This is a genomic window from Pseudomonas fluorescens (assembly GCF_019212185.1).
Lineage (GTDB): Bacteria > Pseudomonadota > Gammaproteobacteria > Pseudomonadales > Pseudomonadaceae > Aquipseudomonas.
In genome coordinates this window covers 356,443-380,516 of record NZ_CP078138.1, presented here as the reverse complement: position 1 = coordinate 380,516, position 24,074 = coordinate 356,443, and the positions used below count along the sequence as shown (strand labels likewise).

Sequence of the window (24,074 nt, the reverse complement as noted above, 5' to 3'; positions counted from 1 at the left end):
AGAAAGATAGCCACTATTTCGCCATGCTGCCGAGAACATTTCACTGGCGTGCACAGCGCTGTTCGAATGCGTTGGGTAACCGCCAGGACGACGCACGCGCGCCGCCTGGAGGGTTACGTTCAGTGATTGAAGGAAGGGCAGGAGAACGCCGGGCCATCGGCCCGACGCTCCCCGCCTGCAACGTGGTTACACCACGTTGACGCCGCTTTGCACCCAGAGTTGATGGGTTTCATCTTCCTGGCTGGTGTACACCACGTACTCCTGCCCGTTCTCCAGTTGCGTGGCTCCCACCGACCAGTTGCCCGTCAGTTGGACGCTGTCTTGTTCGTCGCCCTGGATAAACAATCTATCCGTCTCGGGCGCCGTGACAGCTACCAGGTCTTCCAGACTCAGGGTCAGGTTGACTGCACTGAAGTCGTTGAGGTCGATGCTCTCGATGTCGCTGACTTTACCGACCAGCAGACTCAAGTTAATCGTTGCATCGCCACCGTCCCATGCCAGGGTGTCGAACCCATCGCCGCCATCCACCGCTGCAAACTCGGTGTCATGGATCGCGATGTGGTCATCACCGTTGGCACCTTCGGTGATCGTGGCGTGTGACGATTGCTCTTCGAACGAGGTTTGCTCGAACGAAGCGGCCGCGAAGCCCAGGGCTTCGGTGCCTGGATTGCCCGGATGGGCATCGTCCCAAACCAGATCAACATCCGGCGAGTCAAGGCGTACGTACAGCGTGGCGGTGTCCTCCTGGCCACCTGGGGTGGTGAGTTTGTAGGTGAAGCTGTCGACCTTGCCGATATCAGCCACTGGCAGGCCCGCGTTCGGTACGTAGCTGTAATCACCGTCTGCGTGCAGCGTCAGCGTGCCGTACTGGCCGTGGACCACGGCTCCGGTTTGACCCGGGATGACGTAGGCGCCACCGACCAACACACTCAGCACCGTCAACGTCGAGCCGAGGCTGTCTGCTGCGGAGTGATCACTGAGCGCCAGGACGTTGCCTGTTGCGGCAGTGACCGGACCGGTAACGAACTCCGTCAGCAGCGTGGTGTGCAGGGTCTGCGTAACCGTGATCGTACCGGCCGAAACCAAGGCCCCGGTCGTCGACGTCACCCGATAATCACCTGCCTCACTGATGGTGAAGGTATGGGTTGGGTCGTTGGTGGTTTGCCCAGGCACCGGTTTCCAGGTTGAACCGTCCCATTTCTCCAGGACGATGGTGGTCGTCGGCAGTACACCAAGTCCGACAAAGCTACGGCTGACAGCCACCTCCACGCTGGTGTCGGCTGCGACCGTAAAGGCATCACCCTCTTTTGTCCTGGAACCAATCACCGGAGGCGAGTAGGTGATGTCGTTCAGCTCCGTTTCAACGACTGGAGGGACCAGGTCGATCTGCGCTGTGCCGATGTCATCGGTGGCAACCACGGTAACGGTTCCTGGTGCCGACGGATCGGTAGGACTCCAGGTGACGCTGCTATCGACGCTACCGATGCGCACGTACAGGTTGGCCGAAGCCGTCCCGCCCCCCGGTGTCGTCAACGTGTAGGCAAAACTGTCGACCTTACCGACGTTCGCCGCAATGGCATCCGGCGTGTACTTGTAAGTGCCGTCAGCAGAGATTGTCAGGCTACCGTACAACCCTTGGACAATGCTTGACTCCCCTGCAATAGGGGTGATCGCCTGGCCATTGACCTGAGCAACCGTCGCGTCGTGAGCAATACCCGTATTGTCCGGGGTTCCATCCACACCGTTGTCGATGATGACGTTGCCAGTGACCCTGGCGGCCGTGACATCGAAATCAGTCAGGCTTTGGCTATCGACACTCAGTTTTGCCGTCGCACTGGTAAGAACACCTACGAGTGTTGGGTTCGCGCTGAGCGTGAAGCGATACTCACCTGACCCCAGGCCTTCAATTTTCGCGCTGGTTGCCGCCCCCGAGAACAGCCCAAGCAGATCGAGCAGGCCACCAGGTTGGCTTCCTTGAGCAACTGGGAGCCAATTGCCAGCACCATCACTGACCTCAAGCTTCGCAGAGACCCCGGCATTTATCAGCGAGAGCACGCTCGCTCCGCCAAACGTCAGGTTCAAGGTACCTGTATCGCCCGCCGCCACCGTAAAGCTCTGCGACGCGGTCGGTGTACCGATGAGTGGAAGCCCTATTACCTGCAACGTCGAGAACACGTTGACGTCGTTGAGCTCCGTGTGAGCGGTTGCTTTCGTCACCGTCAGTGTTGCCGTTGCGAGGTCGTCGAAGGCTTCTAGGTCGGCGTCGGCATCCGCATCCGCATCCGCATCCGCATCCGCATCCGCATCCGCATCCGCATCCGCATCGGCATCAGCGTCGGCATCAGCATCAGCGTCGGCATCAGCATCCGCATCGGCATCAGCATCCGCATCGGCATCCGCATCCGCGTCGGCGTCAGCATCCGCGTCGGCATCCGCGTCAGCATCCGCATCGGCATCGGCATCGGCATCGGCATCGGCATCAGCGTCGGCATCAGCATCCGCATCCGCATCCGCATCCGCATCCGCGTCGGCATCAGCATCGGCATCGGCATCGGCATCGGCATCGGCGTCGGCGTCGGCGTCGGCGTCAGCATCGGCATCCGCATCGGCGTCGGCATCCGCATCCGCATCGGCGTCAGCATCAGCATCAGCATCAGCATCAGCATCAGCATCAGCATCAGCATCAGCATCCGCATCCGCATCCGCATCCGCATCAGCATCAGCATCAGCATCAGCATCAGCGTCGGCGTCGGCGTCGGCATCCGCGTCAGCATCGGCATCCGCATCCGCATCCGCATCCGCGTCGGCATCGGCATCGGCATCCGCATCCGCATCCGCGTCGGCGTCGGCGTCGGCGTCAGCATCCGCATCAGCATCAGCATCAGCATCAGCATCGGCATCAGCGTCGGCATCAGCATCCGCATCCGCATCCGCGTCGGCGTCGGCATCAGCATCAGCATCGGCATCGGCATCGGCATCGGCATCGGCGTCGGCGTCGGCGTCAGCATCGGCATCCGCATCGGCGTCGGCATCCGCATCCGCATCCGCATCGGCGTCAGCATCAGCATCAGCATCAGCATCCGCATCCGCATCCGCATCAGCATCCGCATCCGCATCCGCATCAGCGTCGGCATCCGCGTCAGCATCGGCATCGGCATCGGCATCGGCATCCGCATCCGCATCCGCGTCGGCATCGGCATCGGCATCGGCATCCGCATCCGCGTCGGCGTCGGCGTCAGCATCCGCGTCGGCATCGGCATCGGCATCGGCATCGGCATCAGCATCAGCATCAGCATCCGCATCAGCGTCGGCATCCGCGTCAGCATCGGCATCGGCATCAGCATCCGCGTCGGCGTCGGCGTCGGCGTCGGCATCCGCATCCGCATCGGCGTCAGCATCCGCATCCGCATCCGCGTCGGCATCGGCATCGGCATCAGCGTCGGCATCAGCATCCGCATCCGCGTCGGCATCAGCATCAGCATCGGCATCGGCATCGGCGTCAGCATCGGCATCCGCATCCGCATCGGCGTCGGCATCGGCATCCGCATCCGCATCCGCATCCGCATCCGCATCGGCGTCCGCATCCGCATCCGCATCCGCATCCGCATCCGCATCCGCATCCGCATCAGCATCAGCATCGGCATCAGCGTCGGCATCAGCATCAGCATCAGCATCCGCATCCGCATCAGCGTCGGCATCCGCGTCAGCATCGGCATCGGCATCGGCATCGGCATCCGCGTCGGCATCGGCGTCGGCATCCGCGTCAGCATCCGCATCCGCATCGGCATCCGCATCCGCGTCGGCGTCGGCGTCAGCATCCGCGTCGGCATCGGCATCCGCGTCGGCGTCAGCATCGGCATCGGCATCAGCATCAGCATCAGCATCAGCATCAGCATCAGCATCCGCGTCCGCATCGGCATCCGCATCCGCGTCGGCATCAGCATCAGCATCGGCATCGGCATCGGCATCGGCATCGGCATCAGCGTCCGCATCCGCATCCGCATCCGCGTCGGCATCAGCATCAGCATCGGCATCGGCATCGGCATCGGCGTCGGCATCAGCATCAGCATCGGCATCGGCATCGGCGTCGGCGTCGGCGTCAGCATCGGCATCCGCATCCGCATCGGCGTCGGCATCCGCATCCGCATCCGCATCCGCATCCGCATCCGCATCAGCATCAGCATCAGCATCAGCATCAGCATCAGCATCAGCATCAGCATCAGCGTCAGCATCAGCATCAGCATCGGCATCCGCATCCGCGTCGGCGTCAGCATCAGCATCCGCATCCGCATCAGCGTCGGCGTCGGCATCCGCGTCAGCATCGGCATCGGCATCGGCATCGGCATCAGCATCCGCGTCGGCATCGGCGTCGGCATCCGCGTCAGCATCGGCATCCGCATCGGCATCGGCATCGGCATCGGCATCGGCATCGGCATCGGCGTCAGCATCGGCATCGGCATCGGCATCAGCATCAGCATCAGCATCAGCATCAGCGTCCGCATCGGCATCCGCATCCGCGTCGGCATCAGCATCAGCATCGGCATCGGCATCGGCATCGGCATCGGCATCGGCATCGGCATCAGCGTCCGCGTCCGCATCCGCATCCGCATCCGCATCCGCATCGGCGTCGGCATCGGCATCGGCATCGGCATCGGCATCAGCGTCGGCATCGGCATCGGCATCGGCATCGGCATCAGCATCCGCGTCGGCATCAGCATCCGCGTCGGCATCGGCATCGGCATCGGCATCGGCATCGGCGTCAGCATCCGCATCGGCGTCGGCGTCGGCGTCGGCGTCGGCGTCGGCATCAGCATCGGCATCGGCATCGGCATCAGCGTCCGCATCGGCATCAGCGTCCGCATCCGCATCCGCATCCGCATCGGCGTCGGCGTCGGCGTCGGCGTCGGCATCAGCATCGGCATCGGCATCGGCATCGGCATCAGCGTCCGCATCGGCATCAGCGTCCGCATCCGCATCCGCATCGGCGTCGGCGTCGGCATCGGCATCGGCATCGGCATCGGCGTCGGCATCGGCATCGGCATCGGCATCGGCGTCGGCGTCAGCATCCGCATCCGCATCGGCGTCGGCGTCGGCGTCGGCGTCGGCATCAGCATCCGCATCGGCATCGGCATCGGCATCGGCATCAGCATCGGCATCAGCGTCCGCATCAGCGTCCGCATCCGCATCCGCATCCGCGTCGGCGTCGGCATCCGCATCCGCGTCGGCATCGGCATCGGCATCGGCATCAGCGTCGGCATCCGCGTCCGCATCGGCATCAGCATCCGCATCGGCGTCAGCATCCGCATCGGCGTCGGCATCGGCATCGGCATCCGCATCGGCATCGGCATCCGCATCCGCATCCGCGTCCGCGTCCGCATCGGCATCGGCATCAGCATCAGCATCAGCATCAGCATCAGCATCAGCGTCGGCGTCAGCATCTGCATCTGCATCTGCGTCGGCATCCGCATCCGCATCCGCATCGGCGTCAGCATCAGCATCCGCATCCGCATCCGCATCCGCATCAGCGTCCGCGTCGGCATCGGCATCGGCATCGGCATCGGCATCGGCATCGGCATCGGCATCAGCGTCAGCATCGGCATCGGCATCGGCATCGGCATCGGCATCGGCATCAGCGTCAGCATCCGCGTCGGCGTCGGCATCAGCATCAGCATCAGCATCAGCATCAGCATCAGCATCAGCATCAGCATCAGCATCGGCGTCGGCATCCGCATCCGCATCGGCGTCGGCATCCGCATCGGCATCGGCATCGGCATCGGCATCGGCGTCAGCGTCAGCGTCAGCGTCAGCGTCAGCGTCAGCGTCAGCGTCAGCGTCAGCATCTGCATCAGCATCCGCGTCAGCATCCGCATCCGTATCATCGATATCCGGCGCAGTGACTTCGCCTGGGGCGGAGACGTTGTTGGCGGTGTCCGTGAGGGTGACGGTCAGGATTTCGCCGTTGACCTGGGGAGTGGTCAGGACCACTTCGAAGGTGCCATCGGTGCCGACGGTGCCGGTACCAATGACGTTACCGTCAGCATCCTTGATGGTGACGGTGGTGTTGGGTTCGCCCTTGCCGGTGACGGTGGTGCCATCGGCACTGACCACCAGGTCTGTCGGGGCGTCGGGAGGGGAGAGGTCACGGCCATCGACGATGTTCGGCGCATTGACGTTGCCAGGCGGGGAGATGTTGCCTGCCGCGTCGGTCAGGGTCGTGGTCAGGGCCTCGGCGCGAGTCAGTGGCGCAATCAGGGTGACCTGGAAGGTGCCGTCGGCACCCACCGAACCGGTACCCACGACATCACCACCGGCATTCTTGATAGTGACGGTGGTGTTGGGTTCACCTTTACCGCTGACGGTGGCGCCATCGGCGCTGACGACCAGGTCGGTCGGCGCGGCCGGCGCCGTGGTGTCACCGGCGTTGAAGTCAGCCGGCAGCGACACGTTGCCCGCGGCATCGGCCAAGGTGGCGGTGAGGGGCTCGCCGTTGGTTTGCGGGGTGGTCAAGGCAACCTGGAAAGTGCCGTCGGCGCCCACCGTGCCGGTGCCAATCACATTGCCGTTGGCATCCTTGATGGTGACCGTGGTATTGGGCTCGCCTTTGCCGCTGGCCGTGCTGCCATCGGTACTGACACTCAAATCAGTCGGGGCGGCCGGGGCGGTGGTGTCGCCGGCGTCGACGCTGGCCGGCGCCGACACGTTGCCCGCGGCATCGGTCAGGGTGGCGGTCAGGGTTTCGCCGTTGGTTTGCGGGGTGGTCAGGGTGACTTGGAATGTGCCGTCGGCCCCCACTGTACCGGTGCCGATCACGTTGCCGTTGGCGTCCTTGATGGTGACCGTGGTGTTGGGTTCGCCTTTGCCGCTGACGGTGGTGCCATCGGCACTGACCGCCAGATCGGTCGGCGCAGCCGGGGCGGTGGTATCGCCGGCGGTAACCTCGCCTGGTGCAGACACGTTGCCCGATGGGTCGGTGAGGGTGACCGAGACGGTTTCACCATTGGTTTGCGCCGTGGTCAGCGCGACCTGGAAACTGCCGTCTGAGCCCACAGTGCCGACGCCGATCACTCGGCCGCCGGCATCCTTGACGGTTACAGTGGTGCCTGGCTCGCCCCGGCCACTGAGAACCGTACCGGTTGGATTGAACGCGAGACCGGTAGGTGCGTCCGGTGGAGTCGTGTCGGCACCACCGCCACCGCCTCCGCCACTACCGCCATGCCCGCCGAAGAAGATCGCAGCCGCACCGCCTAAACCCAACAGGGTCAGCCCCCACGCCAGCCAATCCGGCGTGGTATTGCCGGCTGCGGTGGCGGCCATCAGGTCTTCGACGGAGCCGATTTCGCTCCAGCTGAAGCCTGAGTACGGGCTGGAATAACTGCCCAGCAGCAGGGTTCCGTCGCTGTCTTCCAGCACCAGCTGGTTGGCCGCACCATCACTGTCGACCACAAAGAAGTTCTGGACAGTGATCGTGCCGCCATTTTTGAGCGTGATAACCAGGTTTTTGCCCGACTGTTGCATCGACTGGATGCTGCCGGGGTTGATAGGCACTTTTACAACACTGGTTCCGGTCAGGGCGACGTTACCGAACGTTTGTTCGGTGGCCGCCCCCGTCGCCTTGTCGACTATTACAATATTCTTCATCGCACACCTGTTTTTGTATCAGCTAGTCGAACCCGATAACAAAAGCGAGTCGAACGCGTGCGCAGCCACTTAAAAAGAGGCCGAACGCTCGAATCAGCGAAAGTTATATAAAAGGATTAATCCAGAAGTTGTATTCAACCCACGCCAGAGCGCTCACTGCAGGCCGGGCATGGAACCTGGCGAACACTCGATAAGTTGAACTTGAACAGGAGCGCTGCAACGTCAGCCTGCAGTGTCAAACCTGGCTGCCAGCGCTTGCGGAGGGGTTTGATCACCGTAGACGCTCCCTGTCTTTTGACCCGTTTACTGGGGATTCGCACCCTGTCTCCGGACCTGTCGAGCAGGCCTGGAAAAGAGGCAAGAAGTAAGCGTCAGACCGTCGCGGCAGAACATTTCTACCCCACTAATGACGGCTCGCTTGAGGGGATACTAGCGAGCATAAAGTTGGCGTCAAAGAAAAAAGTTCAATCCGTTAATACCCACACTACCGCCACGGCAAAACAGATTAAACACAGGTGATTGCGCTATTTAAATCAAAAATAACTGGATGGTAATTTCATTATCATAAAATGCTAACCCAGCGCTTGGGGATGTTCGATTAATGATCAAAACATGCCAAAAGTATTAAGTAGTTAGGCCTTGTTACATTCTGTAATACTTTTTTCTTGAGCCACGGTAAAAAGGGCAGCAACGACGCTGGTTTTGCGCTCCCACGAAAAATTTTCTGCCACCCGGGAACGAAACCCCTTCGCCGCCAGACAACAGTACGACGCCTTCAGGGAGCGCTGACAGACCTGTTTCGACAGGTCTACTATCTTGCGACCCCATCCTCGGGGCTTAAACGGAAAACGCGCGGGGCCATCCCCTGCAAGGAGTCGCAAAACCATGAAGGTACTGTCGTTGTTCGGTACTCGCCCGGAAGGTATCAAGATGGCACCGCTGGTCCACGGTTTGGCCGGGGCTGAAGGCATTGAAAGCATCGTCTGCACCACCGGGCAGCACCGGCACATGCTCGATCAGGTGCTGCAGTTGTTCGAGATCCAGGCGCACCACGATCTTGACGTCATGGTTCCCGGGCAAACCCTCAACGGCCTGTTTGCGCGCCTGATGACGCGGGTCGATGCCCTGCTCGAAGAGGTCCGCCCCGATTGTGTGCTGGTGCATGGCGATACCTCGACAGCAACCGCCTGCAGCCTGGCGGCATTTCATCGGCGTATCCCGATCGGTCACGTCGAGGCGGGCCTGCGTACCGGCGACCTGACCCAACCCTTCCCCGAGGAAATGAACCGGCGAGTGGTCGATGTGATGGGTAAATGGCTGTTCGCCCCAACCGTCACCTCCCGTGAAAATCTGCTCAAGGAAAACCTCGAAGGGCGTATTTATGTCACGGGCAATACGGTCATCGATGCGCTGGACCTGACACTGCGCAAGTTCGAACACAATCCGCAGATGGACGCCGAACTGGCGGCACGCTACGACTGGGTCGACCCGTCACAGCGACTGGTGCTGGTGACCGGTCACCGCCGCGAAAACTTCGGCGATGGCTTCAAACAGATCTGCACGGCGCTGGCGAAAATCGCCCAGCGCGACGATGTGCAGGTCGTCTATCCGGTGCATTTGAATCCGCAGGTGCGCGATGTGGTCATGGCGACCCTGTCCGGCTTGCCGAATATCCACCTGATCGAGCCACTGGATTACCTGGACTTCGTCTGGTTCATGCGCCGCGCCTACCTGATCCTCACCGACTCCGGTGGCGTCCAGGAAGAGGCGCCACACCTGGGCAAACCGGTGCTGGTGATGCGCGATACCACTGAGCGCCCAGAAGCGGTCAGTGCCGGAACCGTGACACTGGTGGGCACCCGGAGCGAGCGCATCGTCAGCGCCGTCCATGGGTTTCTCGACGATACCGAGCATTACCAGCAGGTCGCGCGCAGCGTTAACCCATACGGCGATGGACACGCCAGCGGCCGCATTATTTCGGCCCTTACAGGCCGCCCATTTGACGAATTCGAGCCGCCTCTTCCGGCAAATCACTCAACCTTCGTCTAAACTAACAAGTCAAAATAACGTCGCGCCAAACCAAAGGCGTGTTAAAAAAAGAAAATACATCAAAATATTGACACATGGCACTGCAACACTACACAGTGTGGCTGCCAATGCGGGGATGGATCCAATGCAGCCACATGGAAAAACAATGGCCATATTCCCTCCAGCACTGCCACTTATTGTTCGAGCTCATGCCAGCCCATTAGAGGTATGTGCCCCAGCCCGTATCCCGGCTGAGCACCGTCACTGAGCCCGTGTACATCGCCTGTCGCCTGCGCGGGGCCACGCCATTGGCCGTGGACCCGCGCAGGGCAGTCGAGACCTCTCACTTACAAGATGCGGCCGATACTACGCATGAATACTTTCTCGAATCGTAAGCAGTGCCTCACCCTCCTCAAACAGGTTGTGCTGGTCGCACCATTCGCGGCCCCGCTGTTTGCCATGGCCTCGCCTGGCAGCGATGCGATCCGCACCCTGGCGCAGGACGACTGGGTACAACGCAGCGTGTCGCTGGCCGATATGGGCATCACCAATCCGGTGGTGCTGCAAGAAAGTGATAACCATCAATCCTTCTTCCTGCCGGTGCCCAAGGGCGTCGCGCTGGATGCCGCCTCGATCAACATTCAGGGCGATTTCATCAAGGGTGAAGAAGCCGCTGCCGCGTTGCGACTGTCCGTTGATAGCCGGCCGCTGCATGCCCAGCGCATCACCGAGCGCGAAGGCGACCTGGCCCGCGTCCTCCCGGTCGAGGCGCGCCGCCATGAGTCCGGTTTTGTCGACTTCACCGTCGATTGGAGCTCCCCCAGCGGCCAGACCCTGTGCGAACCGACGCGCCAGAGCAGCAACATCCTGACGCTCTCCCCGGACACCGCACTGACTTACCGCTACTCGATGCAGGGCCTGCACACCCTGGCCGATGCCTGGAGCACCCTGCCCGGCAAACCGGTGATCCTGATTGCCGCCGGCAAGCTTGAACAACAAAGCTTTGATAGCGCCTGGCGCCTGGGCGTGGCACTGGAACGCAACGCCAAGCGCGCTCAGGTCAGGGCATTTCCGTCCGTGGGCGAAACCGTTGCGGTCGATGGTCTGAAGATCCCCACCGCGCTGACCTCAGTCGCACCGTTCTCGGCCCTCGCCGGCAAGACCCAGCACAAGGTGGCCAACGCCGCCGAGCTGGGCGCATTGCTGGTGCTGGACGCCAGCGCGACCCGCGCCGATCTGGCCATTGCCGACACTGCGCTGGTGGGCCAGATCAACGCCGCGCTGGATGCCCTGCAAGATCAACTGAAAAACGACGAAGATGCTGTCAAGGCTGTGCAGGAATGGCGCAGCCGTCATGCCAGCGCCGCGCAGAAAGTTCCGGGCAGCCAACAGATCCAACTGGTCAGTCTCGGTCACCAGGCCGTGATTGCGGTGGCCGCCGATGCGGGCGCCAAGGCCGCCGGGGTGTTTGATTCGCACTGGCGCAATGTGCTGGTCTCCTCCGAAGCGACCATCAGCCAGGCCGGCGAGAGCGGCGATGCCAGTCAGCGTGAAATGCGCGTCAGCGCACTCGGTGGTTCAACCACCGCTTTCGATGTCGTCACGCGTGGCGAGTGGACGGCGGTGTTCCCGCTGAGCGCTGTCGCTGTCCAGGGCCGCATGCCCGGCGAGCTGGTACTGGATGTCGCCGCCGCACCGGGCGCTTCCAGCACCCTGCCAGTCGCTTCGGTGCTGTGGAACGGCATCCTGCTCAATGCCAAGCAATTGTCCGCCGACGGCCAACCCGAACGCCTGACGGCCCGCGTCCCTGGCTATGCACTGGGCGTGACCAACAACCTGCAGGTGCGTTTCCAGCGCCAACCGGTCTCGCCGAACTGCGCCGAGATTCCGCAGGGTTATCCGGTCAACGTGCTGCCCACCAGCTACCTGCGCTCTTCGGATGCCGAGCCGGACGGGACCTTTGTCGGCCTGCTGCCACTGCTCGCCGGCAATGCTCAGGTGATTGTGCCGAAAACCGCCCTGGATAACCCGGCGGCCAATCTGCGCCAGATCATTCGCCTCGCCAGCGCCGCCTCGGTGTCGCCGGTCAACGCCGAGCTGACCCTGGCCGACAGCAGCCAGGTGTTCAAACCAACCAAGCCGTTCCTGTCGCTGGATGTGCCGGTCGACGGCGCCAAGCCGCTGATCGACGTCAAGGACCTGCAACGCCTGCGCGCCGGTGGTGATGAAAAGCGCCTGCTTGACCTGACCGGGCCGCAGCCGTTGAGCGCCGCCTCGGTGGTCGACTCGAACAACCAGCACGGCGTGATCTGGTACGCCCTGGGTGACCAGGTGCTGACTCCGCGCGCGCCGTTCGTGTTCAACCAGGGCAATGCCGTGGTGTTGGGTGAGGAAGGACCGCTGACCTGGGTCGACAGCTCCAACCCGCAACTGAGCCAGTCGATGGGCCTGAGCGAGACGCCGTTCCACCAATGGCGCAAGTACCTGGCGTGGGTGTTGCCACTGTTTGCCGCTTCATTGCTGGTACTGCTGGTGCTGGGTGTTCTGGCCCGCCGCCAGAAAAAGAAACAAGGCTTGTAACGACCACGGGAACAGCATATGTCGTCGCTATATTTGCCGTACCTATTAGCGGACTACTATCACGTTCTCGAAATCGTGACCGTGATAGTCGGCGTGCTGATCATGCTCTCCAGCCTCGATGACCTGTTCATCGATGGCTGGTACTGGGCGCGCCAGACGTACCGCTCGCTCACGGTCAAGCACCGCTACAAGAAGCTGACCGCCGAGCAACTGCGCGCCAAGCGCGAGCAGCCGCTGGCGATCATGATCCCGGCCTGGCTCGAATACGACGTGATCGCGCCGATGCTCGAGAACATGGTGGGTTCGCTCGAGTACAAGAACTACTACATCTTCGTCGGCACCTACTGCAACGACGCGCGCACCATCGAAGAGGTGGAGCGCATGCGTCGGCGCTATAAACAGCTGATCCGCGTCGAAGTCCCCCACGACGGCCCGACCTGCAAGGCCGACTGCCTGAACTGGATCATCCAGGCGATCTTCGCCCAGGACCTGCGCCAGCCGGAGCCGTTTGCCGGGGTCATCCTGCATGACAGCGAAGACGTCCTGCATCACCTGGAACTGCACTACTTCAATTACCTGCTGCCACGTATCGACTTCATCCAACTGCCGGTAACGTCCCTGGAACGGGAGTGGTACGAGCTGGTGGCGGGCACCTACATGGACGAGTTTGCCGAGTGGCACACCAAGGACCTGGTGGTGCGTGAAAGCATGTCGAAGATGGTGCCGTCGGCCGGTGTCGGCACCTGTTTCTCGCGCCGAGCCCTGCTTCAGCTCTCGGCCGAAACCGATAATCAGCCGTTCAACACCGACACCCTCACCGAGGACTACGACATCGGTGCGCGCCTCGCCCGGCGCGGCATGAAGCAGATTTTCGGCAAATTCCCGGTGGACTACATCGCCAAGCGCACCAAGTGGTTTGGCCACGGCGCGGTGGATATGGTCGCGGTGCACATGCCGTTGGGCGTGCGTGAGTATTTCCCCGACACCTTCCGCACCGCCTATCGGCAGAAAGCCCGCTGGACCCTGGGCATTGGCCTGCAAGGCTGGAGTCAGGTGGGCTGGGAAGGTTCGCTGGCCACCAAGTACCTGCTGTATCGTGACCGCAAGGGCTTGATCACCTCGTTCGTGGCGATCGTCGCCTATGTCCTGCTGGCCCAGCACCTGCTGTTCATGCTGATGACCTCGATGGGCTGGTGGACCACTTATTTCCCTTCAGTGTTCACCCCCCACAGCGGCCTGCTGCAGTTGATGTGGGCGAACGGCATCCTATTGAGCATGCGGGTGTTCCAGCGTGGCTACTTTGTCGGCCGGCTGTACGGCTGGGAGCACGCGATTCTCTCGGCGCCACGGATGATCATCGGCAACTTCATCAACGCCATGGCCGCCGCACGGGCTTGGCGCCTGTACCTGGGCCACCTGTTCCTCGGCAAGCCGCTGGTCTGGGACAAGACCATGCACGACTTCCCGTCCTCCGATCAGCTCGTTCAACAGCGCCTGCGCCTGGGTGACCTGCTGATGTCGTGGCGGGCGATCGACCAGGAGTCGCTGACCAAGGCCCTGGAGGCCCAGGCCACCGAACACAAGCCACTGGGGCAGATTTTGCTGGAGCACGGGTACCTCGACCAGGCCACCCTGAGCGAAGCGATCTCCTTCCAGAACGACACGGGCGAACCACTCGCCGCGCCTCCCGACGAACCACGATCAACCGAGCTGCCATGATTCCGACTTCGCGCTTACTTGTGCTCACAGCAGCGCTGTTTTGCGGCGCATCCTTCCTGTCGTTGCCAGCGTCGGCTGCCGCCTATGAGGCGCCTTTGGAGGGCGAGGCCTGGCAGCAGGCCGATCTGGCTTACAAGAGTTACCAGGCCGGCCGCTATCGCGACGCGCTGGAGCAGGTCAACGCGGCACTGAAGCTGCGCCCGGAAGTGGTTCGGCTGAATCTGTTGCAGGTCTACACCCTGCAAAAACTTGGACGCACGACCCAGGCACGCCAGGCAGCCCAGGCGGCAATCAAACGCGGGGTGGATGATCCTGCCTTGCGCGCCACGGTGAAAAATCTCCAGCCGCAAGGCGCCGCTGCGCCAGGTAAAGGCCCTTCCGCCGCCTACCAAAAGGGTTTCCCGCTGGCGACCAAAGGTTATGCCGCCTACAACGCCGGCGACATGCCAGGCGCTGCCAGCTATGGCGAGCAAGCCTTCCGCGCCGACCCGACTCAAGGGCCGTGGGCCTTGCTTTGGCTCGACGCCCTGGAGGCTCAGGAAAAATGGTCGGAAGGGGTCGCTGCGGCCAACCAGGCCATCGCCTTGAAGCCACCGAACCTCAGCGACCTTGAAGCGCGTCGGGCCATGCTGCAACGGCGCATGGCCGTGCTGCCGACCCAACAGGCGTACAAGGCGCTGATCGAACATAATCCGGCTGAAGCTGCCAGACTGGCCCGGGTGGCTGTTGACCTCGCCCCGGATGTTGCCAGCCAACGCTTGCTGTTGGTCACCGCCCTGCTGCAGAACAAACAGCCGGCCGCCGCCGAACAGGCCGCCACTGAAGCCCTGCAGGAGAACGACGAAAACACCGTCATGCTGGTCATGCGTGCCTACCTGCGCCAGTTGCAGGGCAACGGCGACGCAGCCAAAGGCGATTTCGACGAGGCCCTGGCTCAGGACTGGCTCGACGATGACCAACGGCGCAACGTGCGCCTGATTGCCATCGACGGCGCCCTGGCCTCGGGCGACACGGCCCGCGCCGATCAGTTGCTCAGCCAACTGGACGCCAGCGACGAAGCGACCATCAAGCGCCGCAAAGCCCTGGATGAAGCAAAAAAGCCACCGGCCAAACTGACCACCGCGCTCTATCCGGCGCCGGCCCAATCCTGCCAGGACACGCCCTACGGCACCCAGTGCGAGCTGTTGCCCTCCGACCAGGTCACCGGTCCCGGCGGCCCCGCCACTGCGGCCTATGCCGCCTATGGTCGGCAGGACTATCAGGAAGCGATCACCCAGGCGCGCCTGGCCGTTGAACAGGCACCGGACAATCCGGACTACCAGCGCCTGCTGACCACCGCCCTGGCATCGGGCAACCCTGCCCAGGTCGCCGAAGCCGACCAACGCTTGTCCCGTGCACTGGCGGTCACGCCCAACGATGCCGACCTGCTGATCCAGCGCGGCTACGTGCGCCAACGCAATCGCCAGCCCGACCTGGCGTTGCAGGACTACCGCGCCGCCGAGGCGACGGGCAAGGCGCCACCGAGCGTTATCCTCAATCAGGCCTACGCCCAGTCAGCCATGGGCGACAACCCGGGTGCGGTCAAGCAACTGAAGAAAGCCATCGACCTGGCCGATGCCAACAAGCTGGAGATGGACGACGAGCAGCGCTACAACACCCGCAGCGCGATTTCCGGACTGGACCGCGAATGGGGCGCGACCGTTTCGCTCGGCTATCGCGGCGCGCAACCAACTACTAACAGCAGCGGCGCCGGCCTGAGCACGGCGGGCGACTCGCTGTTCAGTACCGCCGAGCTGTACTGGCGGCCAACCCAGTTCAATGATCAGAACGGCATCCTCGAGGTCTATGGGCGACTGACCAATACCCTGTATGACGAAGGCAGCAAGTTCAAATCGGACCGTTTCATCGATCCGTGCAGCGGAGAAGCTGCCCAGGAATCACTGGATGGCGGCGATCGAACCAACGGTTCAAGAACCGTGACTGGATTTCCCAGCACCATCGGCTCACTGGGTGTGCGCTACATGTTGGCTGACACCGGTCTCACCTTTGGCCTGGAACGAAGATTCTTCCTTGGCTCAGCGACCCGTGAAGGCAGCGCGTACCCAACATCGCGAGACGACCAATGCAGAATTCAGCAAGAAGTCGCGGCAGCCAACGCAGCCATTGCCAAGGCTAATACTGATAACGGAACCGCCAACCCTCTGATCAACGGCATTCTCACCCGGTATCAGCTCGATAGTGACGCTGGCGGCTGGCTGTCGTACATCACTTACGGCTTCTACAAAGGCACCGAGCTGCGTCGCAATGAATCTAATTGGTTCACCATGGATGGCTACGCTCAACTGGGTTACTCCTGGGAGGACAATAACGCGACGTTCACCGCCTACGATGTGGACAGTCAGGGAAAATCCACCAGGCAACTGGCCAAGACCGATGGCCAGCTCAAGCGCCAGCAAGTGTTCGCCAGCACTGAACTGCGGATCGGTCGCAGCCTGCGTTTCGATAACCTGAGCCCCAATCTCGTGGTCTTCCCGCATATCGTCGGCGCTGCGGATTGGATCTGGCAAAAAGATCGCGCGACTGACCTCGACTTCGTCACGACCGATGGCAGCAACATCAGCCTGGAAAGCCAGGACTGGTCGCTTACCAATGACTCCACCTCCTGGTCCCTGGGTGTCGGTCCCGGTGTCGCTGTTCGCTACTGGTTCCGCGAGGATCACTACCACGCTCCGCGCTCATCCATCAGTTGGTCGATGCAGTACCGCTACCCGATTGGCGGCGGCGCTACCGAGCGGGCGGAAGGCCTGTTCATGAACCTGATTTTTTCCTATTGAGACCCGTAGTCATAAGGATCTTTGCCATGTCTTTTTCACGATTGGTCGCGCACAACTTCAAGCAACTGACCACGCCTGTAATCGGTGCCACACTGATGCTGTGCATGGGCGCGGCGCAGGCTGATGACTCCTCGCTGGTGATTCGCGGCAAGGACGGCTGGCTATTCCCCGGCTGGGGCAGTCTGACGACCGTCGACACCAAAAGCATCGACAGCAACACCGCCTTGATCAAAGACACCCGCGACGCCCTGCAAGCGCGCGGGGTGAAACTCATCGTGCTGATGCTGCCGGACAAGACCCTGTTCTATCAGGACAAACTGCCGGCCGACAAAGCCCTCAGCCCGCAGGTCAAGGAGCGCTACCAGGCGATTCTCGGCAAGCTCAAGCAGGCCGGCATCCCGACCTTCGACGACGCTGCCGTGCTGGCTCAGGTCAAAAGCGCTGGCAAGGACGTGTTCTACCGTACCGACCAGCACTGGGCGCAGCCGGCCGCCGACGCTACCGCCGTGGCCACCGCCGCGCTGATCAAGCAGGTCGAGCCGAACCTCAAGGGCAACGCCGGCTCCGGCATGCAGTTGGGTAAAGAGTTCAATGAGCGGCGTTTCGGCGACTTGGCCGAACGCTTCCTGACCGAAGACCAACGCAAGGCCACCGGCCGCGAAACCTTCGTGGTACGCCGCCAGGACACCAGCGGCAGCCTGCTCGACTCCGCCCCGGCACCGGTGCACGTGACCGGCCACAGCATGGTGCAGCCGTACTTCGGCTTCCCGCAGAAATTGTCCAACGTCCTCGACCGTCCGGTTTCGGTGAACTGGAAGCCGGGCAACATCGGCCACTGGGTGATGCTGCTGGAATACCTGGAGTCCGCCGACTTCAAGAAAAACCCGCCGCAGGTGCTGGTCTGGCAGATGTTTGAGCCCAGCTACTCCTATGGCCCGCAAGCCACCGGTTTCTGGGACAACGCTTCGATCATGAGCGACAGCGCCTGGCGCCAGCGTATGCAAAAAGCCCTGGGACGTTGATCGATGGCGACTGAGCAAACCCCGGTCTCGCACCGCATGAGCGCCAGCGCGATCATTGCTTTGCTGGTGATCGGCCAGGCCGTGGGCATCTGGATGCTCGCCCAGGCCAAGCTGGAGCCCGGGCAACTAAAGCCGGCGGCCTGGGTCGATGGAACAGCCGGGCAGGTGCTGGGGCATGTGATGAAGTTGCCGCTGCAGGACGAGGCCGACACCATCACCTCGGCGGTGCGTTATCGCTTCTTCGGCGACCTTGGCGCGCAAGTCGTCCAGGGTTGCCCAAGCTGGCTGTTCTACCGCGACGGCCTGCGCCCGCAACCCGGGGTGCACGACGCCTATGACGGGCGGGTGCGATTGATGAATCACTGGGTCGGCGACCTGCGCAAGCAGGGCTTGCAGGTGCTGGTAGTGACCGTGCCGGACAAGTCGCGAATCCAGACTGAAGGCCTGTGCGGTTTGCAACAGAGCGCACTGATGCAAGCGCGCCTGCAGCTCTGGCAAAGTCGCCTGGAGCGCGATGGCGTGCCCTACACCGATCTCTACCCGGCGCTGGCCCAAGGCAGCGAACCGCGTTTCTTCCATACCGATGTGCACATGACCGCCACCGGCGCCCAAGCTGCTGCCGAGGTGGTCGGCAATCGCGCCTTGGCGCTGCTGGGCAGCAAGGGCAACCAGACCTTCACCGTCTCGCCTCTCGGCGCAACCGAGCCGCGCATGGGCGACCTGATCACCCTGGCCGGCCTGGAAAAAACCGAGCCGGCTTGGCGTCCGCCGCTGGACGTAGTGCAACCGGTGACCATCGAGCCAGTGCGCAGTGGCGGCCTGCTGGATGAAACGCCGCCGGTGGAAGTGCTGCTGGCCGGTAGCTCGAATGGCCGGCGCAGTGAATTTGCCGAACGCCTGGGAATCACCCTGGGTCGCCAGGTATGGAACCAGAGCATGGACGGCGGTCAATTCTCCGGCGCCTTGCTCGCCGCCCTGAAGAAACGCGACAAGTGGCCCGCCAGCCTCAAGTTGGTGATTTGGGAGTTCTCCGAGATGGCCCTGTCCCTGCCGCTGACAGCCGACGAACGTGCCGTACTGGCCACCTTGCCCGCGCAGGACGACCATGCTCTTTAATTCTTATCTGTTCCTCTTCCTGTTCCTGCCGGTGACACTCGCGGCCCACTACCTGTTCGCCTCGATCAGCCCGCGGCTGGCGGCTGTATGGCTGTGCATCACCTCGCTGGTGTTCTACGGCTGGTGGAACCCGCAATTCGTGATGCTGCTGGTCGGCTCGATTGCGTTCAACTACGCCGTCAGCCAGGTGATCCTCAGCACCAGCCATCGGCCGCGCCTGCAACTGGCGGTGGCGACGTTCGGGGTGGCGGCGGACATCGCCCTGCTGATCCACTACAAGTACTTTGTCACCCTGATGAATTTCGCCCATGACTGGGGCTTTGGCAGCGGCCGACTCGACGACATCATCCTGCCGCTGGGGATTTCGTTCTTCACCTTTACCCAGATCGGCTTCCTCCTCGACTGCCGCGCCGGCATCGTCAAAGAGCGCAGCCTGCTCAGCTATGTGCTGTTCGTGACCTTCTTCCCACACCTGATCGCCGGCCCGATCCTGCATCACAAGGAAATGATGCCGCAGTTCGCCAAGCGCGAGACCTACCGTTTCAACTTCGAAAACCTCAGCGTCGGCGGCATGCTGTTCGTTATCGGTCTAGCTAAAAAAGTGCTGCTGGCCGACCCCATCGCTCCCTTCGCCGATGCCGGCTTCGCCCAGCCGGGTGAGCTGCAATTCTGGACGGCCTGGGGCACCGGGCTGGCCTATGCGCTGCAACTGTACTTCGACTTCTCCGGCTACTCGGACATGGCCCTGGGCCTGGCGAAAATGTTCGGCATCCGCTTCCCGCTGAACTTCAACTCGCCGTACAAGGCCAGCAGCATCATCGAGTTCTGGGCACGCTGGCACATGACCCTGACGCGCTATTTGACGGCCTATCTCTACTATCCGGTGGCGATGGCGGTTTCCAACTACCGCACCCGGCACAACATGCCGGTGGGCACCAAGGGCGTGTCGACCCTCGGTGGATTCGCCGCCACCATCATCCTGCCAACCGCCTTCACCATGGGCCTGGCCGGCATCTGGCACGGCGCCGGCCTGCAGTTCTTCATCTTCGGCCTGCTGCATGCCGGCTACCTGTCGATCAACCATGCCTGGCGGATTTTCGTGGTCGGTCGCACACCCGCCGCCGCACGCAAGGACAACTGGCTCAAGGAAGCCGGCTATGTGCTGCTGACCTTTGCCGTGGTGATCATCGCCCAGGCGTTCTTCCGTGCCGCTGATACCTCTGATGCGGTGCGCCTGGTGGAAGGGATGCTGGGATTGCGTGGGTTCGACAGCCTGCCGAACGTGGTGTATCCGGCAGGTATTGCCCTGGGCGACGCGTGGCGGATGTTCATGGGCCGCCACCTTGAGATATTCCATATCCTGGCGCTGCTGGCCGTGGTCTGGTTCCTGCCCAATTCACACCAGATCATGGGCAACTGGTCGCCCTCGCTGGCCAAGCCACAGCCGACCGGCCCGGCCTTCCTGCGCTGGGCGCCGAATGTTAAATGGCTGGTGATTCTGGCACTGCTGCTGTTCCTGTGCCTGATGAACCTGCACAAGGAAGCGCGCTTCCTGTATTTCCAATTCTGATGACTGATTAGTGGAGCATTACATCGTGAGCAAAACCAAAGAAGAACTCCTGGAGCCCCTGGGCAACATCGTCAAAGACGTCATCCTGACGGATGTCGCGCCTGATGATTTGCTGATCGAATCCGGACTGGTCGACTCGCTGACCGCCGTGGATATTGTGCTGGCCGTGCAGGCGGCTTATGGGTGCAAGATTCCCCCGACGGAAATCGAAGAACACTTGGAGTCCCTGAACGCCCTTGCTGCCTTCGTCGAGGAAAACCAGACAGCCTGACGCCCACACCCATCTCTGCACACCCAGGGGGCTATATGCATTTTGATTTCGATCGCTGTGATTTCGTCGAGCAGGATCAGGCCACCGACGCGCTTGCCCTGAGCGATGCCCAACGCCAGATCAGTTGGGGCACCCTGCTGGAAGCCACCGACACCTGGCAGACCCGCGCCCTCGCGGCAGGCGTCCTGCCGGGCCACGCACTGGTGATCACCGGACACAAGGAGATCGAGTTCGTGGTCGCCATGCTTGGCTGCCTGCGCCTGGGAGTGACCTACGTGCCGGTCGACAGCATCAACCCGCCCGAGCGCCTGAAGCTGATCACCGAGCGGGTCGCGGCGGCCAAGGTCTACAACGCCACCCTGAACAGCTTCGCCGAAGGCGCCGCGGTGACGACACCGTTGGCGGAGCCGGGTATCGCCTACGTCATGTTCACCTCCGGCAGTACCGGCGAGCCCAAGGGCGTGCAGATCGGCCGCGACAGCGTGGCGCTGTTCGCCAGCTGGATCCGTGACTGCCTGGAGCTGAAGCCGCACCCGGCGTTCATGAACCAGATGCTGTTCAGCTTCGACTTTTCCCTGTTCGACCTGTGCGGCGCGCTGGCCCTGGGTGGCGCCTGCGTGCTCTGCCCACGGGAAACCATCGCCGACCCGGTGGCCTTCGTGCGCTACCTGGCCGACACCGGCGTGCAAGTCTGGGCCTCGACCCCGGCGTTCGTCCGCCAGCAGTTTCTCAACGACGATTTCAACCACGCGCATCTGCCGCAATTGGGCGTGTTCGTGTTCGGCGCCGAGTCGCTGTCCCCGGCCATGGCCGAGCAGCTCTGGTCGCGCTTTCCCCATGCACGCATCATCAATTCCTATGGGCCGACCGAAGCGACCTGCTCGACCACCTGGGTGGAAATCAAGCGCCCGCTGGACGGCGCGCGCAACCCGCTGTCGATTGGCCGGGCCAAGCCCTATGCCGAAGTGTTCCTCGATGACGGGGAGATCTGCATCGCCGGCGATCACGTGATGCGCGGCTACCTCGGCCGCCCGGACCTGACTGCCAAGAGCCTGTTCCAGCACAATGGCAAGCGCGCCTACCGCACCGGCGATATCGGCGAGATCGACGACCAGGGCCTGGTGTACTTCCATGGCCGTCGTGACGATCAGATCAAGCTCAACGGCTACCGCATCGAGCTCGGTGAAATCGATGCCGCCCTGTCCGGCCTGCCGGGCGTACACGCGGCCGCGACCATTGCCCTGCGCCGCCCCGATGGCAGCCTGGTGCGAATGATCGGCTTCGTCTCGACCCCGGAAACCCTCGAACCGGGAGTCATCGGCCCGCTGCCGGAACAACTGCACAACTGGAAAGAAGCACTGGGCGAACGCCTGCCGCACTACATGGTGCCCTCGGAACTGGTGGCCTGCGGACGCTTCCTCACCAACGTATCGGACAAGGTCGACCGCAAGCGCCTGGAAGCTCAATACCGGGAAACGCGCATGAAACCTACCAAGGAGAAACCATGAAACCCCGCGCTCTCATCCTGCTACTGGGCACCTGCCTGGCCGGCCCGTCTATGGCCGAAGGGGTCCTGGCCCAACTGTACGCACCACGTCCGGCACCGGGTTCGGCATTCGTGCGAGTGGTCAACCCGACGCCGGACACCCTCAAGGTGAAAATCAGCACCGGCACCGAGCAAGCCATCGGCCCTGCGCAACTGGCCAGCAGCTACGCAATTGTCAAAGGTGACGAGCCCTTCACCGTGACCATCAACGGTAAGTCGGTCGGTCAAATGACCGTGAAAAAAGACAGCTTCAACACCCTTGTCCAACAGGACGGCAAATTCCAGGTGCTGGATGACAGCGCCGGCAGCGATGACGCGATGAAAGCCGAATTGCGCTTCTACAATCTGGCCAGCGACTGTGCCAAAGGAAGCTTGTCGGTGGCCGACGGTGGCCCGCAACTGTTTGCCGACGTTGCGCCAAACAGCTCCAGCACACGCGCGATCAACCCGGTCAGTGCCTCGCTGACCGCCGGTTGCGGCAGCGCTGCGACAGAAAAACTGGCGTTACCGCAGCTGCGCGCCGGCGATCACTACAGCCTGTTCCTCACCGGCAGTGCCGCCAAACCAGTGTTGAAGGGCTTGCTCAGCAGCACCGAACCCGTCGCGAAATAGGCCCCGTCATGCGCAAGATATTCCGTGAAGACCATTTGATGTTTCGCGAGCAGGTCCAGCGCTTCATCGCCGAGCGCATCCTGCCGCGCTATGACGAGTGGGAAGCCGCCGGGGTGACCCCGCGTGAGCTGTGGCGTGAAGCCGGCGAGCAAGGCCTGCTCAACTCGGCCCTGCCCTCGCCGTATGGCGCCGAAGGTGACTTCGGGCATGCCGTGGTAGTGATCGAGGAATTGGCGCGGGCCAACTGCCTGGGGATCGGCTTCTCGATTCACTCGGACATGGTCTCGCCCTACCTGTGGAACCTGGGCACCCAGGCACAGAAAGATCGCTGGCTGCCGGCAATGGCCCGTGGCGAAGTGATCGGTGCCATCGCCATGACCGAGCCCGGCGCTGGCAGCGATCTCAAGGCCGTGCGTACCCGAGCGGTGCGTGATGGCGACGACTTCGTGCTCAGCGGGCAGAAGACCTTCATCACCAACGGCGTCAACGCCGGGCTGGTGATCGTCCTCGCCTGCACCGACCCCGACCTCGGCGCGCGCGGTTTGTCGCTGTTCTGTGTCGAGGAAGGCCTGCCCGGTTTCAGTAAGGGCCCGGCGATGCGCAAGATCGGCCAACATGCCCAGGACACCTGCGAGCTGTTCTTCGACGAAGTACGCCTGCCTGCCGATTGCCTGCTCGGCGAGCTGAACTCGGCCTTTACCTACATGAGCCACGAGCTGGCCCGCGAGCGCTTGGCGATTGCCCTGCGCGCGGCGGCCTCGACCGAAGGCATGCTGGAGCAGACCAAGGCCTACACCCGCGACCGCAAGGTGTTCGGCAAGCGAGTCATCGACTATCAGAACAGCCGCTTCGCCCTGGCCGACGCCAAGGCGCGCCTGACCATGCTGCGGGTGTTCCTCGACGACTGCGTGGCGAACCTGATGGAGGGCAACCTCGACCCGGTTGTCGCGGCCATGGCCAAGCTCAACGCCACCGAGATGCAGGGGCAGATTCTCGACGAGCTACTGCAACTGCATGGCGGTTATGGCTACAGCGCCGAGTACGGCATCGGCCGCGCCTGGTCGGATGCCCGGGCGCTGCGGATTTTCGGCGGAACCAGCGAAATCATGCGTGAGATCATCGGCCGCTCGCTCTGAAC

General features: G+C 62.6%; 11 protein-coding genes and 1 pseudogene. 11 read left to right on the top strand and 1 reads right to left on the bottom strand.

What is annotated here, in order from left to right; genetic code table 11:
• Positions 1-186 precede the first annotated feature (186 nt).
• A complete protein-coding gene (locus KW062_RS01605) occupies positions 187-7,638 on the bottom strand; it encodes a BapA/Bap/LapF family large adhesin (protein ID WP_218424818.1) in 7,452 nt (2,483 codons plus the stop codon).
• An 885-nt stretch (positions 7,639-8,523) separates the two neighbouring features.
• Here KW062_RS01605 and wecB point away from each other — a divergent pair.
• The 11 genes and pseudogenes from wecB (at position 8,524) to KW062_RS01550 (ending at position 24,072) form a co-directional block, all read left to right on the top strand.
• Positions 8,524-9,687 carry a non-hydrolyzing UDP-N-acetylglucosamine 2-epimerase gene (gene wecB, locus KW062_RS01600; RefSeq protein WP_027619414.1) on the top strand — a complete coding sequence of 388 codons (1,164 nt, stop codon included), beginning with the start codon at positions 8,524-8,526 and terminating at the stop codon, positions 9,685-9,687.
• 351 nt (positions 9,688-10,038) lie between these two features.
• Positions 10,039-12,246, top strand: coding sequence for a hypothetical protein (locus tag KW062_RS01595; RefSeq protein WP_105755875.1), 2,208 nt, complete (start codon positions 10,039-10,041; stop codon positions 12,244-12,246).
• An 18-nt stretch (positions 12,247-12,264) separates the two neighbouring features.
• Positions 12,265-13,908 (top strand): annotated as a pseudogene (locus tag KW062_RS01590) (glycosyl transferase family protein); the annotation flags it as partial.
• Positions 13,909-13,961: 53 nt separating this feature from the next.
• Complete coding sequence (locus KW062_RS01585) at positions 13,962-16,799, top strand: NfrA family protein (RefSeq protein WP_105755876.1); 2,838 nt, start codon at positions 13,962-13,964, stop codon at positions 16,797-16,799.
• A 26-nt stretch (positions 16,800-16,825) separates the two neighbouring features.
• Positions 16,826-17,821, top strand: coding sequence for an alginate O-acetyltransferase AlgX-related protein (locus KW062_RS01580; protein WP_033866259.1), 996 nt, complete (start codon positions 16,826-16,828; stop codon positions 17,819-17,821).
• Positions 17,822-17,824: 3 nt separating this feature from the next.
• Positions 17,825-18,937 (top strand): alginate O-acetyltransferase AlgX-related protein, encoded by a 1,113-nt coding sequence (locus KW062_RS01575; RefSeq protein WP_027619409.1) that lies wholly within the window; start codon positions 17,825-17,827, stop codon positions 18,935-18,937.
• A complete protein-coding gene (locus KW062_RS01570; RefSeq protein ID WP_105755877.1) occupies positions 18,927-20,507 on the top strand; it encodes an MBOAT family O-acyltransferase in 1,581 nt (526 codons plus the stop codon). The genes KW062_RS01575 and KW062_RS01570 overlap by 11 nt, the downstream gene beginning before the upstream one ends.
• Before the next feature lie 25 nt (positions 20,508-20,532).
• Positions 20,533-20,778: an acyl carrier protein gene (locus tag KW062_RS01565; RefSeq protein WP_105755888.1), complete on the top strand. Its 246-nt coding sequence runs from the start codon at positions 20,533-20,535 to the stop codon at positions 20,776-20,778.
• Between the two features lie 35 nt (positions 20,779-20,813).
• A complete protein-coding gene (locus KW062_RS01560; protein WP_105755878.1) occupies positions 20,814-22,286 on the top strand; it encodes an AMP-binding protein in 1,473 nt (490 codons plus the stop codon).
• Positions 22,283-22,936, top strand: a complete 654-nt coding sequence (locus tag KW062_RS01555; RefSeq protein ID WP_027619405.1) for an alginate O-acetyltransferase AlgF — start codon at positions 22,283-22,285, stop codon at positions 22,934-22,936. The genes KW062_RS01560 and KW062_RS01555 overlap by 4 nt, the downstream gene beginning before the upstream one ends.
• Before the next feature lie 8 nt (positions 22,937-22,944).
• Positions 22,945-24,072 (top strand): acyl-CoA dehydrogenase family protein, encoded by a 1,128-nt coding sequence (locus tag KW062_RS01550; protein WP_027619404.1) that lies wholly within the window; start codon positions 22,945-22,947, stop codon positions 24,070-24,072.
• The last annotated feature ends 2 nt before the right edge of the window (positions 24,073-24,074 follow it).